This is a genomic window from Methanogenium marinum, assembly GCF_028912405.1.
Taxonomy (GTDB): Archaea; Halobacteriota; Methanomicrobia; order Methanomicrobiales; family Methanomicrobiaceae; genus Methanogenium; species Methanogenium marinum.
The window spans coordinates 1,786,399-1,801,470 of sequence record NZ_JAKELO010000002.1 but is presented as its reverse complement, the minus strand read 5'-3'; the positions used below and the strand labels follow the sequence as shown (position 1 = coordinate 1,801,470).

Sequence of the window (15,072 nt, the reverse complement as noted above, 5' to 3'; positions counted from 1 at the left end):
GAATCGACGGAATGCCGGAGTATCATATTCCTGCATCGCCCGGGAAGTCCGGAATAAAAACATGGATGCCATGCGAACCAGATGCCTGCGGAAGATACACACCGGTTCAGGATGGATTGAAATGCAGATGGAAGAGGACATATTGTATACTGCTCTGCGCAAACATATGGTTGAACGGCAGATTGCATCCAGGGGAATTTCCGACACTGCAGTTCTTGACGCCATGCGCCGCGTTCCCCGTCATCTTTTTGTCCCAAAAAATTTCCAAAATGACGCCTATGACGACTGCCCGCTTCCCATAGGATATGGAGCAACCATCTCACAGCCCTATATCGTAGGACTGATGACGGCTCTGATTGAACCAAAACACGGGTACCGGGTTCTCGAAGTTGGAACCGGGTCAGGATATCAGGCAGCAATCCTCGCTCAGATCGGATGCAGGGTCACATCTGTTGAACGAATTCCTGAACTGGCAAAACTCGCACATGAGAACCTAAAAAGGGCAGGTGTGGAAGGAATTACCATCATCACCGGGGACGGCACTTCATTTTCTGAAAACGAAGGGCCGTTTGATGGAATAATCACCACCGCCGCAGCACCGGATGTCCCTCCCTCATTGACGGCCCTTCTGGCTGACGGAGGGACAATGGTGCTCCCAATTGGAGACAGGGATATGCAGGTACTAACCTGTGTCCACAAAACAGGTACCAAATTAACGATTTCACATCATGGGGGAGTCCGGTTTGTACCCCTTATCGGTGCAGAAGGATGGTCAGAACAGTAATCATAAGGAAGGGATGACATCCAAATTATGAGGAATCAAAAGGGAATACCCCTCAGGTTTTTCACCACCATTTCCGCGCGGGGATTACTATTACTAAATTCTCATTTGAAGCCCTGCAAAGAGAATGAACCGCACCGGAAAAGAGGAAAACTCAATAATCTGATAAAGATACAGGAGAGGGAAGTGGTTTCTGCTGCAAAATGTCCGGCAAAAATCAGATATTTGGCCACAAATTGCAGAAAAACCCGGCAAAACTCACAAATTGTTCTGGAATTACCATCATGGATGACCTTTTTATCCGAAGAGGACACATATATATAAAAGGAGTGAGTCTTCTGGCAAACCAAAACAGGAAAAAAAATACACAAACCGCACCGCCGGCAATTGTACGGGTGAAACTACCCAATAAAAGGAACCGGGAGATTTTTGCAGAAGCAGATCTCATGCTCGGTGCAAACCATATCAGGGTACGCTGCTTTGATGGAATAACACGAACGGGGCGGATTAAAGGGAAGATTAAAAAGCGGGTCTGGATTCGTGAGGGGGACGTATTAATCGTAGTGCCATGGTCATTCCAGGACGAGAAGGCTGATATCATATACCGTTATACCCGCCCGCAACGTGAGTGGTTGCAGCGTAATAAATATCTCTGATAATCTTAATTCAGGATAAATTTCCTGAATTTAACCACATATTTTTTCCCAAAAAACGTATCACACCCAACCGTAGCAGCGGAGCCGGCGGCATTGCAATACGTATCTTTCAAAAAATTCTATAAAAAGGGTTTCGGGATTAGATTCCCAGGATTTCAACATTGTACTCTTTTATTACTAAGCGAGTCACATTCAGCCGGTATATGTCTGGATCACCCGGATTTCCAGTAGGTGCATCCATCAGGAATCCACTATCCACAATATAGGGACCGGTCAGGTAGTTTTCCCATGCACGGGAATAGTCATCAGCCAAGTCAGGGAAATACTCTATTTTTACTTCACGCGTGCCGGTGGTATAACTGAAGTCATGGATTTCCGGTGCACCAAGCATCGCCATCTGGATAGTCCCGATGCCACCCAGCGTCATCTCTTGTGATGAGGATAAATTAGTCATAAATAAGACAAGTGTATCTTCATCCTCATCATAAAACCAGCGGGGATCAGAGACCATGGAAGACCCATCCAGATCCTGCTGGCGTTTGATAACCGCACCATTGGCTACCGAAATAACCGCAGTACCTTGGTCAGAGACAAATTCCAACGATCCCGGATAATATGGAGTAGTGATCCAATTTGTACCATCATAATAGTTGAGATTGAAATGCTCGCCACCCCCGTTCTCCGACGCAGTTGAGTTGGTCACAAATACGCTGCCACCCGAAACACCGATTGTTGTGTCGCGGTATGGCACATTGTTCCGGGTCAGAATCTTGATATCATTCTGGAGGACAATCATATTCTGCTCCATTATCTTCTCATCTGAATTGATTTTTGCATCTGCAAGCACGGGGTATCCATAGAGTGTAACAATTGAGATTCCCAGAATCACAATCGTAAATATCAGGATAAAACCAATGGCTTCAGATACCCCAGATTCATCTTTCCGTATACATGTTTTCATCAAAATTCACACCCCTGAGGAGTTATAGGATATCAGATTATTTCCACTGCCGGTAGTGTTGCCAGTGACCCCCTGCTGGCACCAATACCCGATATGGCCACTTCTGCAAAGATCGACCCGTCGGTTACCCGAATATACTGGCTCTCTTCATACCCTTCCAGAATAACCTCATAATCTTCCCCTGCCACCTCATCCGGGAGATCAAAACGGGACTCAATAGTCCCATCTCCTGGTGCAATGGCATACAGGTCAACCATGCGAACACTCACACCATTTCCGATATCCACATATGAGTGATATTTCAATGTATTAGCCGGACCTTCAATCAGGCCTGCGTTCACAACAAACATCAAGATGACAAACATAACGACCAGAAGAGAAGTTATTGAAAGATATTCTGTCGTCATTGAGACGCCATCATCATCCAGTTTTCTGTAGATTCTCTTCATGTATCCTCATTCCTCTGCGAAAGCAGCAGATCCTCAGTGTATTCAGTGATGCCATTATTGTAATGGATATGAATCTGGTGATAGGTATAGAAAATGTCCTCATATGTTCCATTTTTTTTCCAGTTTGACCCATCAATAGAATAGGTCGCAATCGCATTATTGCGTGACATCGAGAGCAGAGCTATATCTCCACTGAAACGACCCTGGAGAGTGACACTGGCAGAGTCATCAGACAATGTACTCCCCATCGAGACCAGTTTCCCCCGAAGGTCCTGCACCTCATTTTTGGGGAACTCCATCACAGACTCAGCGGTCGTCTGCCCGACAAGCGGCGCCTGACTGACGATGATGGCGAGCATGAACATGCCAATTGCCACGAGAAAACCCATCATCACAATCCACTGTCCTTCATCATTCAGCGTCTCCATATGAGCACCTCCAGAAGGACAAGTTGTGCATCGTTGTCATACTCGTCAGCCCCAAGGTGAGTATTCAGGTAGTTTGCATCCGAAAGCCAGACATAGCGGGTCACACTGATGGCAGGTTCACGGGTCAACAAACTCACTTCACTCATCGTAGAATTGCTGAAGTGATATGAATGGATAGTTTCAGCACCACCATTTGTTACCCTGTTAAAGATGGTTGCATTGAATTCCAAACTGTCCAAAACTTTAGTGGTACCAGTATGCAATCTCAGATACTCATTAAATTGTGTTTTGAATCCCCCACCATCATTGCTTTGGATCATCTCTGCAAGTGAACTTTGACTAAGAGAAACCGATTCATCCGGCGTATCCATCATCAGCAGGGCATCATATCCCAGCTGCTGAATCTGCATATCCGAGATATGGGCATCCCCCGGCGTATAGACAATGCCGGAATTAAATATCGTGAACGCCGTCACGAGCATGATCACTCCTGCAGTGATGCCCTCAATCGTGTAGAGCTGCCCCTCGTCATTCATCACCATATTGTCACCTCCATCACGCCGTCAACAAGTTTTGGCTGTGTCACATTTGTGGTATAGTCATACTGGTGGGTCCCGCTCAGATACTTATGTACTGCGGGATTGTCTGCATACGCATAGGAGAATGAAAATTTCACGTTCAGGGAGCTGGTGATCTCATTTGAGAACGGCAACGGCGGGTATAGCTCCATCCTAATCACCGAACTGTTGTCGACTAACTTCGGGGAGTCTGCGGGAACCGATGTCCCGTCAACCTTCAATGAATAGGTATCATTGTCATATGGGTACAGACCAGGGATGAGAATCGTGCTGCCATCATCCAGTTGCTTATAGAGTCCAATACCATCAAAATTCATTGTAACATTGTCTGTTGTTGTATTCAGGTGAGAATACATATTTGAGAGAACAATCGTGAGATGCTCGGACTGTGGATCAATGCGATATGCAGGGTTCACAGATCGGTTTATGAGATCTTCATACGGGATCTTCACCGAAAAATTCCTGGACAGAACACTCACATTCTCAACGCTCCCGGTATACGCATAGCTGGCGAAATTTATATCCGCAACAGAGGGTTCCTTCACCTTGACAAGGCGCCGCATATACCCATACTGGAAGGTCGGCACGGAGTCCCCACCTTCTGCGTAATATGACTCACTTTCTGTATCCAGTCTCAGGGAGATATTGTAGAGATAGGTGAGGTCACCAAAGATGACTTTCTCACGGAAATCCTCAGCAGAGAATGTAAAGTCAGGAGTGCGATTAAAGAATTTGTCAACCTTTGCCCGTGAAAGAATATTGGGAGTATCCTTGGAGACCGCAAGACCCAGTCGCTGGATCTCATCCTTGTGCTGCATATCATATTCCCCCATCAGATTCCACGACGGATTGGAAGGTGCCCCCGGGTCCTCAACCAGAATCACCGACGTCCGGTATGCTACGGCATCATAGTCAATATTATTACTCTGGATACCTGCAAGAACCCCCGGCACAAGTGATATGACCATGATAAGTGACAGTATAAATATCGTAAATCCGGCGAGAAAATCGACAGAAAGGATAGCATCCTCATTTTTTAATCGCTTTATCGCATCCACTCCCCTGTAATTGCTTCAAACCGGAATGTCTCAAATAAATCCGGCCCGTATATCGTAGTCACATAGGTACCATTACCAAGAAAGAGGTCCGCCTCAGTCTCATTCGAACTGAAATACCCTGATAACTTCTCTTCGTGAAGACGGAATAGTTCATCAGGAGAGAGGATGACTGCGGGGTCAAAAGGCACATAATCAATACCCTGTTCCCAGTCATACTCACTCCAGCCCCGTTCAGTATAGATAAGAACTACTGTTCTCGTCTCATTTTCCGGTCGTGCAAAGAGAGCCCAGGATGAGGCACGCCCGCCCCCATCCATCTGTATGCCCCGCACTGCAAGAAACGACTGGTTATGAAACGAGATCATCTCTTCATTCTGACTGACACCGAGGTCAGCCAGAGCTTCATCAAGGGTCACCCCTGTGCTCCGCTCATCGGGAATTTCCAAACCAAATGATTGAGAATGCCCCCCCGAAAATATCGAGTCATCCCCTACACACCCAGAGCAGAATGCCAAAGCCACGAGCAGCAGGAGAATCCCCCCCCCATATTCACTCATACAGAAAGCCTTCCGTAGTGAATATTACGCAATACCGGCTAATAAACATTCATATGACTTCCAGCCATTCAAAACCTTTTCGAATTGGCTCTGAATTTAAATTAAAAGGCTAATTCAGGACAATTGGTTAAAAATAAGATTATTTGAGTGAATGAAGAACAAGACCACTGAGCACTTTTGGCTCAAACCATGTTGATTTCGGTGGCATCACACCACCCTCGTCTGCTATTCCCAACACGTCATCCACATGAACAGGTTGCATGGAGAATGCAACAGCAAATTCACCCGAATCTACGCGGTTCTGCAGATCACAGAGTGGCCGGGCACCGCCCAGATACTGCAGGCGCGGGTCACCACGGGGATCGGTGATACCTAACATGCCTTCAAGAACAGTCTTCTGAAGAACAGATACATCAAGTGAAGCAATCCGGTCTGCTGCAGCGTCCACAGGGCATGAGAGTTCGTACCATACACCATCCATATACATGTGCGCCACATGAACAGGCACCGCAGACTCAGCGAGCGGTGGGATGCAGAATACGGTGTCCTCAATATCACCATATGGCTTCACGGAAAAGGTCTCAGAGAGCCCTGCCAGGAACGTTTCAGGAGTGTAGTCCCCGATATCCCGCAAGAGCCTGCTGTAACCATGGATCTTCACACGGTTTTCGGCCAGAATAATTGCCATGAACCGTTCGGATTCAGGTGTGAGGCGTCCTTCTGCTGTGCGCTTATCTGCTACGTTGACCGATGATTTGGCACGGTGATGCCCATCTGCGATGTAGAGAGCATCAACGCCTGCAAACATTTCCTGCAGAGTCCCAATTGCTTCTGGATCAGCAATGCGAAATACTTCGTGGACATCACCGGCACCGCTCTTTACAACGCCGTCGGGTACACCCTCTGCAATAAGAGAGGAAACGTAGGGGAATATTTCCCCGGGGTCACGGTACAGGAGCACCACAAGGCCCGTGTGCATATCTGTTGTGTCGATGTGACGGGTCCGGTCCTCTTCTTTCTCGTACCGGGTATGCTCATGGCGTTTAATATTATTATCCCGGTAATCATCCACACTGACATTTGCAACAAACCCGGTGTAGAGATTCCCACCCTGCTTGACACGATAAAGATAGATACCCGGCTCTGCATCCTGCATGAGAAGGCCGTCTTCGATTAATTTTTGAAGATTTGCTGCTGCGGTTTCATAAACCACCGGTGCTGCGGGGTCTGTATCTGTGGGAAGCGTTGCTTCTGACCGGATGACCTGAAGAAAGCTCTGCGGATTCTCTGCAAGGAGTGCGCGCGATTCCTCGGTTGATACCACATCATACGGGACAGAGGCTATCTGCTGTGCCTCTGCTGTCGGTGGGCGAAACGCCCTGAAACTAAATATCTGGACCATAATGAAAATACCTGCCTGTACGGTTCGGGTGCGTTATTTATTGATCTTCAGATTAAATATGAGTATCCGCAATGGAGTACATAGTGAATGCAGAATACTAACATCCAGATTCGCCGGGCCCGACAGGCTGACCTGCCAGGCATCTGCGCAATCGAACACGAACTTTTCCCGGACCCATGGGATGAATCTGCATTCCGGGACGCACTTCACCTGTTTCCCGGCCTTTTCTTTGTCGCAGAAAACGGCAATGAAATTATCGGCTTTGTCTCAGCAGGGATGGAGGACACAGGAGATGCTATCTACGGTCACATCATGAATATCGCGGTTCATACAGCCTCCCAGGGACAGGGAGCTGGTGGTAACCTGCTGCACCGCATTGAATTTGAATGCATGATTCTCGGGGCGGGGGCAGTCCAGCTTGAAGTGCGTGTCTCAAACCTTAACGCACAACGTTTTTACCAAAAAAACAGATATGCACAGGTCTTCATGGTAGACAACTACTACAGCAATGGTGAAGATGCTCTCCTGATGATGCGTTGGTTTACCTAAAATTAAAAAAATCGAAAATATTTGATTATCCACGCCCAAGCTTCTTGTGCGCCCGTGCAAGATGACCTGCCGCAAGGGCCCCAAGAAGGGAGAGTTCGCCCGCAAGCACACCCGCTGCAATAATCTCTGCAAAAGCCCGGGCATTTGCACCGGCCGGTTCTCCGCCTCCCGCAACACCAAGCATCTTCAGACACGCCTGCTGTGTCTCAATTGCAGTGCCACCGCCCACTGTTCCTACCTGAAGAGAGGGGAGCGTTACCGAGACATAAACCCCGCCTTCCACCGGATCAACAGTTGTAATGGCATTGCTGCCCTCAACAACATGTGCCGGATCCTGCCCGCATGCGAGAAAAACTGCTGCGATGACATTTGCCGCATGGGCATTGAACCCGAGAGAGCCCGCCCGGGCAGACCCAACCAGATTTTTCCGGGTATTGACCTCAGTGAGGGATGCAGTATCGGCCTTAAGTATCTCTTTTACCATCGCATCTGAGAGGAAAACACCTGCTGCCACAGTCTTCCCCCTGCCCATCACCACATTTGCTGCGGAGGGTTTCTTGTCCGTGCAGAGGTTTCCGGAGAGGGCAACCAGGCGAACACCAGTCTCTGCCACAATGACTTCTGCTGCCTTCTCACTCCCGATTGTGACCATATTCATCCCCATCGCATCGCCGGTGAAAAATTCAAATCTCACATACAGACTGGTGCCGGCGATGTGAGTGGTAATTCGTTCCAGACGGCCGTGTGATGTGGTAGTGGCAGCCGCCTCTGCAAGAGCGTCGAAATGTCCCTCAACCCAGCGAGCCGCTTCAACCGCATGCGGCACACTGCCGCAGGCGAATACCGGTGCCCGTGTCATCCCGTCACGATGGATGCGCACCTCAGCACCGCCTGCCTTTGTAATGGCACGACACCCGCGGTTCACTGAGGCAATGAGAGCACCTTCGGTTGTCGCAAGGGGCAGGTAATATGCCGCATCGGCATACTCACCTTTAACTCTCAGGGGACCTGCCACACCGACTGGCACCTGAACAGCCCCAATCATATTCTCACAGTTGCGCTTTGTGACGCGCTCTGTCGTGATTGCATACTTGCCAAGTATTGTGAGAGACACCCCGGTCTCTTCTTCAATAAAGGAACGGCGAACGGATATCGCATCATCCGACGTCATCTCCCCCTCCAGTGCGTGGAGTTTCAGCGAACCATCCCGTATTCGCTGTATATAATCATCCATGTACATAAAACATAGAAGAGAAAGACAATAAATGGAGGTGGTCAGGTGAAACAGGAACAATGGTGCGTCCGCGTGCCGGTGAGGGAGGGCGAACCCATGCGACGGCAGCTGCTCAGTGACGGCGTCCTTGACACGTCACTCAAACCCATCCGTGACGGGGCATTTTTGCTCTTTCCGGTGACAGAACCCGCCCGTGGAACCGAACGGTGGGAATGCGAAACAAATGTAAAACCCACCCCCCTTCCACGGCATGATTTGGTGGGAGGTATTGCTATCATGCAGGACGATGACGCAGAGGCAGCAGAGATCCTCCTCACATCACGCCCTTCCATTCACACAGTATTACATGCCGAAACGCCTGTGTCAGGCGAATACCGCACACGGGCATTCCGGGTGCTTGCGGGAGTTCCGGTGACCGCCACAGAGTGCACGGAGTATGGCATGCGGTTTAAAATAGACCTTGAAGCCGCATACTTCTCCGCACGCCTCGCAAATGAACGGCAACGGGTTGTATCTTTGATGAAAGAGGGAGAACGGGTCTGTGATATGTTCTCAGGAGTTGGCCCGTTTGCAATCGCACTCGCAGAAAAGGCAGGTATTGTCTTTGCAGGTGACATCAATCCCGGCGCAGTCCTCTTAATGGAAGAGAATATCAGACTGAACCGATGTCATAACGTCATTCCTATGCTTGCGGATGCCCTCCATCTGGGAGACGTTCTCACAGAGGATTCGTTTGACCGTATCATTATGAATCTTCCCATGAGCCCCGTTCCCTTCTTTGAAACAGCAGTCCGTCTCGTGCGTCCAGGGGGCACAATACATCTCTATGCGATGCAGGAAGATGAGGGAGAATATCGTGAGATGATTGAAGGGTATCCCTGCACTATCACAGGAGAACGCCAAGTTCGCTCATACTCCGCCGCACAACATCACGCAGTCTACGATATTATCCGCACCATAGAGTGAAAGATGGGGAGAAAACCCCTTTGTTCTCATATTTCGGGCAGGTAATTTATTTCCCTTTTTCACCGGGCGGTACGCCATCGCCCCTTTGGCACCGTAATCTCAAAGCGGGCACCTGACCCAAATATCCCTGTCTCTGTGATCGTAAGCCCGGTCAGCGCAAGGATATCAGATGCAAGGAAGAGCCCATACCCGGTGTTTGCACCATATCCCCGTTTAAAAATGTGTTCTTTCTTCCCATCGGGGATACCAGCGCCGTTATCCTCCACCACAATGACCTGTGCATCGCCGCGGAGACTGGCTGTTACCTGCACACGGGTTGCATGCTCTCCATGACGGACGGAATTCTCAAAGAGATTGGCAAAGACCTTCTCCAGCATGGGATCGGCAAATATCTCAATTCCCGGAAGGACCACATCAACAGAGACTCCATGTTGACGTGATCCCGCCTCTTTTGCAATTACCCCGGGATTCTGCCATACCGGGTCAGAAACACCGGCCTTCTCATAATCACGGGCAAAGGCAATCTGTTCCTCAATATTCTTCAGAGCTTTTCTGATATAATTGATAAAGGGCTGAACACCAGTGTCTGTGATATCCTCACTTAGTATTTCAAGGAACCCTGACGCTGCCATCACCTGATTATTGACATCATGCCGGGTTATCGAAAAGAGCGTCTTTAATTTTTGGTTTGATGTGTCCAGATCCCGTTTTGCCTTTGCAATATGCCGGTTAGAACGAACCAGCACCAGCACTACCACAGTAAGGGCACCAGCCCCCACAATGATTATAAGAAGGATCCAGCCAGGAAGAACAACCCCTTCATACGGCTGATTTATGACCTGACTTCCCTCCGGCAGGAGAGAAAACGGGAGGCCATATTCCTGCATTTCCACATAATCGACAACGACATGTGCCTCTGGGGACCCAGAAACCGGCATATCAGTTGGGAGCGTCCCATTCAGGATATCTGCACCCATCCCTGCCGCAGATTCTGCCTGGTCAGTAGTGCCGGTGACAACGCCCCCTATTATGCCATGGCCAATGAAAGTGTCAGAGATCCCATACACAGGTACTGGTGACCAGTCAGAGATGATTCCGGCAATTTCACTGTCGCGGTAAATCCGGCCGTCACTGTCACGGTTAAAATCCATCAGAAGAACGGCAGAGCCAGAAGTGAGATTCTTCAGGTCATGACAGAGTGCTGCCATCCGGGTCTCACCGGGTGCACTGAAAGTGAGGGTCCCATTATATGCTGCTGCCTTCTCTGCCAACTCTGCAGCAAACAGTCTGCCGGTGGTCGTGCCAGGATCATTTACCACATAGATGTTCTGTACTCCGGGCTGCAGTGTTGTTATCAGATCAACCGTTGGATTGACATGCATCTCTTCGACTACCCCCGTCAGTCTGGGCATCTTTTCACGGTGTGCAGGAGCATAGCCACTTACCCCAAAGAATACGACAGGAACATCAGGAAAAAGTTCATCCCCATATGTAAGGAGAAAAGAATACGCATCATCATCGGAGACAAAGATCAGGTCAACAGATATGGATGCATATTTGTGCCGGTATACTGCAGCGAGATTTTCGTAATGCAGAGAGTCAGACACTATTTTTCCGTCCATATACTCAGTATAGATAACCGTACCCGGATCATCTTCCGGAAAGACCCGCACAAGACCCTCTTTTACCGCCCCAACCCAGTCCATATCAGGCCCATATGAATGAATGATGAGAATCTGCCTGGCCTCCTGTACATCACAGGCTGGGGGTGCAGCTGCACCAACAGGTATGCACAGCAAGAAGAGGAGCAGGAGGACATACACACCATTTCGTATCACGGGGGAGAAAGGAGAGGACAGGACCATTGTATACTATAGATGACAAAGAGGACGAATATAATCTTTGCCACAGAACGGTGAAACCGGAAAAAAAGAGGAAACCTATTTTTGTGTGATTTATGCAGGCACAAACTTTGTGCCGTACACAATAACGCCACTGTCCCCTTCAGAGACTACCTTCCTGAACACACGCTTCACCGGCATGCCAATATACAGTTCATCAGGTTCACATATCACCTGCGCTGTCATGCAGGTCCCTTCTTCGAGTTCTATAATTGCTATACCATATGGCGTCTGCATATCATAGTCGTCGCTTGCCGTTCGGATTACTGAGAATGTACGCACTGTACCATTCCCGGAAAATTCATAGTCAACAATCTTTCCTTCTCTCCGACATTCCGGGCAGATAGCACGCGGTGGATAAAAATACCGTCCGCATGTCTCGCATCGGTTGCCCTTCAGGTTATACCGGTTCTGCTGCTTTCTCCAGTAACGTGGGACTGACATTATTTTCAGACCCCCAGAATGTTACAGACAACTGTTGCACCCGTTCCGCCAACGTTGTGGGTCATGCCAATCTCTGCGTCGACCTGTCTGCCAACTGCTTCTCCACGAAGCTGACTGACAATCTCACAGACCTGCTTGATACCCGTTGCACCAACCGGGTGTCCACATGACTTCAGACCGCCTGATGTGTTGACCGGAATGGAACCACCAATTGCGGTCTGGCCGTCTTCGGTCAGTTTTCCGGCCTCTCCCTTTACACAGAAACCAAGGTCTTCGATGGCACAGAGTTCTGCTATAGTGAAACAGTCATGCACTTCGACCATGCCGATGTCTTTCGGTGTGAGAGACGCCTGCTTGAACGCACGCCTGCCTGCAGCAACCGATGCGTCCAGAGTCGAGAAGTCCCGGCGGTCGTGCAGGGATATCGTGTCAGAGGCTTGCGACGATGCGAGCACCTTCACCGGTGTATCGGTGAATTTGCGTGCCATTTCCATCGGGCAGAGAATTACTGCGGCAGCACCGTCTGTTACCGGAGAGCAGTCCAGAAGCCGCAGCGGATCTGCGACAAGCGTTGACCTCATCACATCTTCAACCGTGATCTCCTTTCGGTACTGTGCGATAGGGTTGTGAACACCATTGCGGTGGTTCTTGACAGAAACCATTGCAAGCTGTTCCCTTGTAAGACCATATCGGTTCATATAGTCGGTTGCAATCATAGCATAGAGACCAGGGAAAGTAGCGCCGGCAAGGCCCTCCCATTCACGGTCTGCTGCGCCTGCGAGTGCATCGGTTGTCTCACTGCCGCCGACATCGGTCATCTTCTCGACACCACCTGCAATGACGATGTCCTGGATGCCTGATGCGACTGTAGTGTATGCCTGCCGGAAGGCGAGGCCACCGGATGCACATGCTGCCTCCACACGGGTGGCAGGGATGTGGTTTTTCGTAAGTCCGGCATGGTCTGCAATGAGGGCACCGATGTGTTCCTGCAGGACAAACCGTCCACCACTCATGTTTCCGACAAACATTTCGTCAATCTGGTCGCCACTCATTCCTGCGTCTTCAACGGCCTTTGCGCCTGCTTCAACGAAAAGATTCCGGAACGATGTGTCCCATCTTTCGCCAAATTTGGTGAGGCCGACTCCAACAACTGCTACTTCTCTCATTACTGCATCACTATTTTCCCTTTGTGTTTGGCATACAGTGCATAGTCCAGATACTTCCCGTTTGCAAGAAGTTCTTCCACGGTTGGTGCGGCAGACCGGTTGAACAGATCAGACTCAATGACATCCGTTACGGTGATGTCAAATGCGTCACTACCGGCACCTGATCCATACGAGGTGACAAAGATACGGTCACCGGGTTTTGCCACATCAAGGGTGGCTGAGATTCCCACAGGCACTGCACCTGAGTAGGTGTTTCCGAGGCGAGGGACCGGAAGACCGGGACCAATCTGCTCCGCGGTGAACCCAAGCATCTTGGAGACCCTCCGCGGGAACTTCGCATTTGGCTGGTGGAAGATGGCATAGTCATAATCCGATGGAACTGTTCCCATCTGATCCAGCATCAGGTGTGCAGCACCCTGGACATGCTTGAAGTATGCCGGGTCACCAGAGAAACGACCACCGTGGCTTGGATATATCTGACCTTCACGTCTCCAGAAGTCAGGGGTATCGGTGGTAAACGAACAGGTATGGTTAATCTCTGCGATCGGGTCATCTTCACCGATGAAGATTGCTGCACCGCCTGCAGAGGCTGTGTACTCAAGTGCATCACCAGGTGCGCCCTGTGCTGTGTCTGCACCAATGGCACATCCGTATTTGATCATGCCTGACATCACCATGCCCATACAGGTCTGAATACCTGCTGTGCCTGCCTTACACGCAAACTCGAAGTCTGCTGCAGTCATCACCGGTGTGGCACCAATCGCCTCACCGACGGTTGCTGAACTGGGTTTCACCGCATACGGGTGAGACTCTGAACCAACGTAGATGGCCCCTATCGCATCACGCGAAATGTCCCTGCGGGCAAGGGCATAGCGTGCTGCTTCAACAGACATGGTAATCGTGTCTTCGTCAAGGTCCGGGACCGACTTCTCTTTCACACCGAGGCCTGCGGCAATCTCAGCACCGTTTGCGCCCCATACCCGTGCAATCTCCTCGGTCTTGATGCGGTAGCGCGGGATGTATGCGCCGTATGTAATTATTCCTACCATTATTCTTCCCTCAGAATATCGACAATCTCGTTGACATCCATTTCAGTGCACAGCAGGGTAATCCGGTCACTCTCTGCGAGGCGGGGAACAAGCGGATGCACTTCTTTCGGGGATATCCCCTGGAGAATCACACAGCGTGGTTTGAATGGTGTCACCCTGATTGCGATCATCGGCGATTTGCCGGTTGATACATTGGTAAATATTAACGCCCGTTCTGTACTCCAGCCGTAAATCCGATTAAATTCATTGGCTGAAAGCTTAAGAATAGCGTTTTCCGAGTTGACAACAGTATACCCGTAGATCTGCTGATCCATGGAGCCCACCAGATGCGTGCAGGCAATCGCACTGCAGAACTGTGTAAGCTGAACCGGCATGTTGTAATCATGCATGTCATAGATGACATCAGGGTCAAAGTCATTGTAGAGTATCTTGCCAAATTTGCTGATGTGTCTGCCACCATTTGCTTCATCAATACTCAGGATGCTGTCAACAATCTTTCCAACAACCGCAGTACCCGGACTCTTACGTCTGCCACCCTCATAATCAGAGATAACAGACGGAGAGACGCCCATCTTATCCGCAAGTACTCCGGGGGCGATGCGAAATGCAAGGCGCCACTTCTTCAGGGCCTCACCCGGGGATGCAGAGAGCGTGATTTCTCCTGCCATTTTTTCAGCAAGACGGGTCCGCAGTGCGGATTTCATGTATATACTATTTGCACGCCTTTATTATATAATTAGCGAAGGCCACTTCGTCATTCAACGACACACATGCAGCATTCACCCTTACCAAATGCATAAGAGACCCTTGAGATACTCAACCAGATAATGCTGCGATTTATAGTGGTATAAGGGCATTTTCAGAGAAAAAACACGTCAGAATACCAATCCTGA

Annotated in this window: 17 protein-coding genes; 4 read left to right on the top strand and 13 right to left on the bottom strand. The window is 49.6% G+C overall.

Annotated elements, in window-relative coordinates; translation table 11 throughout:
- The first annotated feature begins 61 nt into the window (after positions 1–61).
- Together L0665_RS09030 and eif1A are read left to right on the top strand one after the other, a co-directional pair.
- Positions 62–784 carry a protein-L-isoaspartate(D-aspartate) O-methyltransferase gene (locus L0665_RS09030; RefSeq protein WP_338036432.1) on the top strand — a complete coding sequence of 241 codons (723 nt, stop codon included), beginning with the start codon at positions 62–64 and terminating at the stop codon, positions 782–784.
- Between the two features lie 326 nt (positions 785–1,110).
- Complete coding sequence (eif1A, locus tag L0665_RS09025; protein WP_274925354.1) at positions 1,111–1,437, top strand: translation initiation factor eIF-1A; 327 nt, start codon at positions 1,111–1,113, stop codon at positions 1,435–1,437.
- Positions 1,438–1,576: 139 nt separating this feature from the next.
- Here eif1A and L0665_RS09020 read toward each other — a convergent pair whose 3' ends face one another.
- From L0665_RS09020 to L0665_RS08990, 7 genes are all read right to left on the bottom strand, one after another.
- Positions 1,577–2,398, bottom strand: coding sequence for a DUF7289 family protein (locus L0665_RS09020; RefSeq protein ID WP_274925353.1), 822 nt, complete (start codon positions 2,396–2,398; stop codon positions 1,577–1,579).
- 32 nt (positions 2,399–2,430) lie between these two features.
- Positions 2,431–2,847 (bottom strand): hypothetical protein, encoded by a 417-nt coding sequence (locus tag L0665_RS09015; RefSeq protein WP_274925352.1) that lies wholly within the window; start codon positions 2,845–2,847, stop codon positions 2,431–2,433.
- Positions 2,844–3,275 (bottom strand): hypothetical protein, encoded by a 432-nt coding sequence (locus tag L0665_RS09010; protein WP_274925351.1) that lies wholly within the window; start codon positions 3,273–3,275, stop codon positions 2,844–2,846. Before L0665_RS09010 ends, L0665_RS09015 begins: the two co-directional genes overlap by 4 nt.
- Complete coding sequence (locus tag L0665_RS09005) at positions 3,263–3,811, bottom strand: DUF7288 family protein (protein WP_274925350.1); 549 nt, start codon at positions 3,809–3,811, stop codon at positions 3,263–3,265. The genes L0665_RS09010 and L0665_RS09005 overlap by 13 nt, the downstream gene beginning before the upstream one ends.
- Positions 3,811–4,911 (bottom strand): hypothetical protein, encoded by a 1,101-nt coding sequence (locus tag L0665_RS09000; protein ID WP_274925349.1) that lies wholly within the window; start codon positions 4,909–4,911, stop codon positions 3,811–3,813. Before L0665_RS09000 ends, L0665_RS09005 begins: the two co-directional genes overlap by 1 nt.
- Positions 4,899–5,468 carry a hypothetical protein gene (locus L0665_RS08995; protein ID WP_274925348.1) on the bottom strand — a complete coding sequence of 190 codons (570 nt, stop codon included), beginning with the start codon at positions 5,466–5,468 and terminating at the stop codon, positions 4,899–4,901. The genes L0665_RS09000 and L0665_RS08995 overlap by 13 nt, the downstream gene beginning before the upstream one ends.
- 139 nt (positions 5,469–5,607) lie before the next feature.
- Positions 5,608–6,870, bottom strand: coding sequence for a DUF1015 domain-containing protein (locus L0665_RS08990; protein WP_274925347.1), 1,263 nt, complete (start codon positions 6,868–6,870; stop codon positions 5,608–5,610).
- Positions 6,871–6,957: 87 nt separating this feature from the next.
- On the opposite strand from L0665_RS08990, the gene rimI reads away from it, so the two are divergent.
- Positions 6,958–7,419 carry a ribosomal protein S18-alanine N-acetyltransferase gene (gene rimI, locus L0665_RS08985; RefSeq protein WP_274925346.1) on the top strand — a complete coding sequence of 154 codons (462 nt, stop codon included), beginning with the start codon at positions 6,958–6,960 and terminating at the stop codon, positions 7,417–7,419.
- A 25-nt stretch (positions 7,420–7,444) separates the two neighbouring features.
- On the opposite strand, the gene hmgA is transcribed toward rimI, so the two are convergent.
- Positions 7,445–8,653 (bottom strand): hydroxymethylglutaryl-CoA reductase (NADPH), encoded by a 1,209-nt coding sequence (gene hmgA, locus L0665_RS08980; RefSeq protein ID WP_274925345.1) that lies wholly within the window; start codon positions 8,651–8,653, stop codon positions 7,445–7,447.
- A gap of 45 nt (positions 8,654–8,698) precedes the next feature.
- Here hmgA and L0665_RS08975 point away from each other — a divergent pair, with 45 nt between their 5' ends.
- The gene (locus L0665_RS08975; protein WP_274925344.1) at positions 8,699–9,619 is read left to right on the top strand and encodes a class I SAM-dependent methyltransferase; all 921 of its coding nucleotides are present in this window, start codon (positions 8,699–8,701) and stop codon (positions 9,617–9,619) included.
- A gap of 59 nt (positions 9,620–9,678) precedes the next feature.
- Here L0665_RS08975 and L0665_RS08970 read toward each other — a convergent pair whose 3' ends face one another.
- The 5 genes from L0665_RS08970 to L0665_RS08950 all read right to left on the bottom strand — a co-directional run bounded on the left by L0665_RS08970 (position 9,679) and on the right by L0665_RS08950 (position 14,883).
- Entirely contained in the window at positions 9,679–11,325 is a 1,647-nt protein-coding gene (locus L0665_RS08970; RefSeq protein WP_274925343.1) for a sensor histidine kinase, read from the bottom strand.
- A gap of 249 nt (positions 11,326–11,574) precedes the next feature.
- Positions 11,575–11,964 carry a Zn-ribbon domain-containing OB-fold protein gene (locus L0665_RS08965; protein WP_274925342.1) on the bottom strand — a complete coding sequence of 130 codons (390 nt, stop codon included), beginning with the start codon at positions 11,962–11,964 and terminating at the stop codon, positions 11,575–11,577.
- A gap of 5 nt (positions 11,965–11,969) precedes the next feature.
- Positions 11,970–13,130, bottom strand: coding sequence for an acetyl-CoA acetyltransferase (locus L0665_RS08960; RefSeq protein WP_274925341.1), 1,161 nt, complete (start codon positions 13,128–13,130; stop codon positions 11,970–11,972).
- The gene (locus L0665_RS08955; protein WP_274925340.1) at positions 13,130–14,179 is read right to left on the bottom strand and encodes a hydroxymethylglutaryl-CoA synthase; all 1,050 of its coding nucleotides are present in this window, start codon (positions 14,177–14,179) and stop codon (positions 13,130–13,132) included. Before L0665_RS08955 ends, L0665_RS08960 begins: the two co-directional genes overlap by 1 nt.
- Positions 14,179–14,883, bottom strand: a complete 705-nt coding sequence (locus L0665_RS08950) for a transcriptional regulator (protein WP_274925339.1) — start codon at positions 14,881–14,883, stop codon at positions 14,179–14,181. Before L0665_RS08950 ends, L0665_RS08955 begins: the two co-directional genes overlap by 1 nt.
- Between the last annotated feature and the right edge of the window lie 189 nt (positions 14,884–15,072).

Excerpts from the sequence above, each read along its gene's own strand:
- L0665_RS09030 (WP_338036432.1), top strand. The coding sequence starts at position 62 with ATGGATGCCATGCGAACCAGATGCCTGCGGAAGATACACACCGGTTCA.
- L0665_RS09020 (WP_274925353.1), bottom strand. The coding sequence starts at position 2,398 with ATGAAAACATGTATACGGAAAGATGAATCTGGGGTATCTGAAGCCATT.
- L0665_RS09015 (WP_274925352.1), bottom strand. The coding sequence starts at position 2,847 with ATGAAGAGAATCTACAGAAAACTGGATGATGATGGCGTCTCAATGACG.
- L0665_RS09010 (WP_274925351.1), bottom strand. The coding sequence starts at position 3,275 with ATGGAGACGCTGAATGATGAAGGACAGTGGATTGTGATGATGGGTTTT.
- L0665_RS09005 (WP_274925350.1), bottom strand. The coding sequence starts at position 3,811 with ATGAATGACGAGGGGCAGCTCTACACGATTGAGGGCATCACTGCAGGA.
- L0665_RS08995 (WP_274925348.1), bottom strand. The coding sequence starts at position 5,468 with ATGAGTGAATATGGGGGGGGGATTCTCCTGCTGCTCGTGGCTTTGGCA.
- L0665_RS08990 (WP_274925347.1), bottom strand. The coding sequence starts at position 6,870 with ATGGTCCAGATATTTAGTTTCAGGGCGTTTCGCCCACCGACAGCAGAG.
- rimI (WP_274925346.1), top strand. The coding sequence starts at position 6,958 with ATGCAGAATACTAACATCCAGATTCGCCGGGCCCGACAGGCTGACCTG.
- hmgA (WP_274925345.1), bottom strand. The coding sequence starts at position 8,653 with ATGGATGATTATATACAGCGAATACGGGATGGTTCGCTGAAACTCCAC.
- L0665_RS08970 (WP_274925343.1), bottom strand. The coding sequence starts at position 11,325 with ATGGACTGGGTTGGGGCGGTAAAAGAGGGTCTTGTGCGGGTCTTTCCG.
- L0665_RS08965 (WP_274925342.1), bottom strand. The coding sequence starts at position 11,964 with ATGTCAGTCCCACGTTACTGGAGAAAGCAGCAGAACCGGTATAACCTG.
- L0665_RS08960 (WP_274925341.1), bottom strand. The coding sequence starts at position 13,130 with ATGAGAGAAGTAGCAGTTGTTGGAGTCGGCCTCACCAAATTTGGCGAA.
- L0665_RS08955 (WP_274925340.1), bottom strand. The coding sequence starts at position 14,179 with ATGGTAGGAATAATTACATACGGCGCATACATCCCGCGCTACCGCATC.
- L0665_RS08950 (WP_274925339.1), bottom strand. The coding sequence starts at position 14,883 with ATGAAATCCGCACTGCGGACCCGTCTTGCTGAAAAAATGGCAGGAGAA.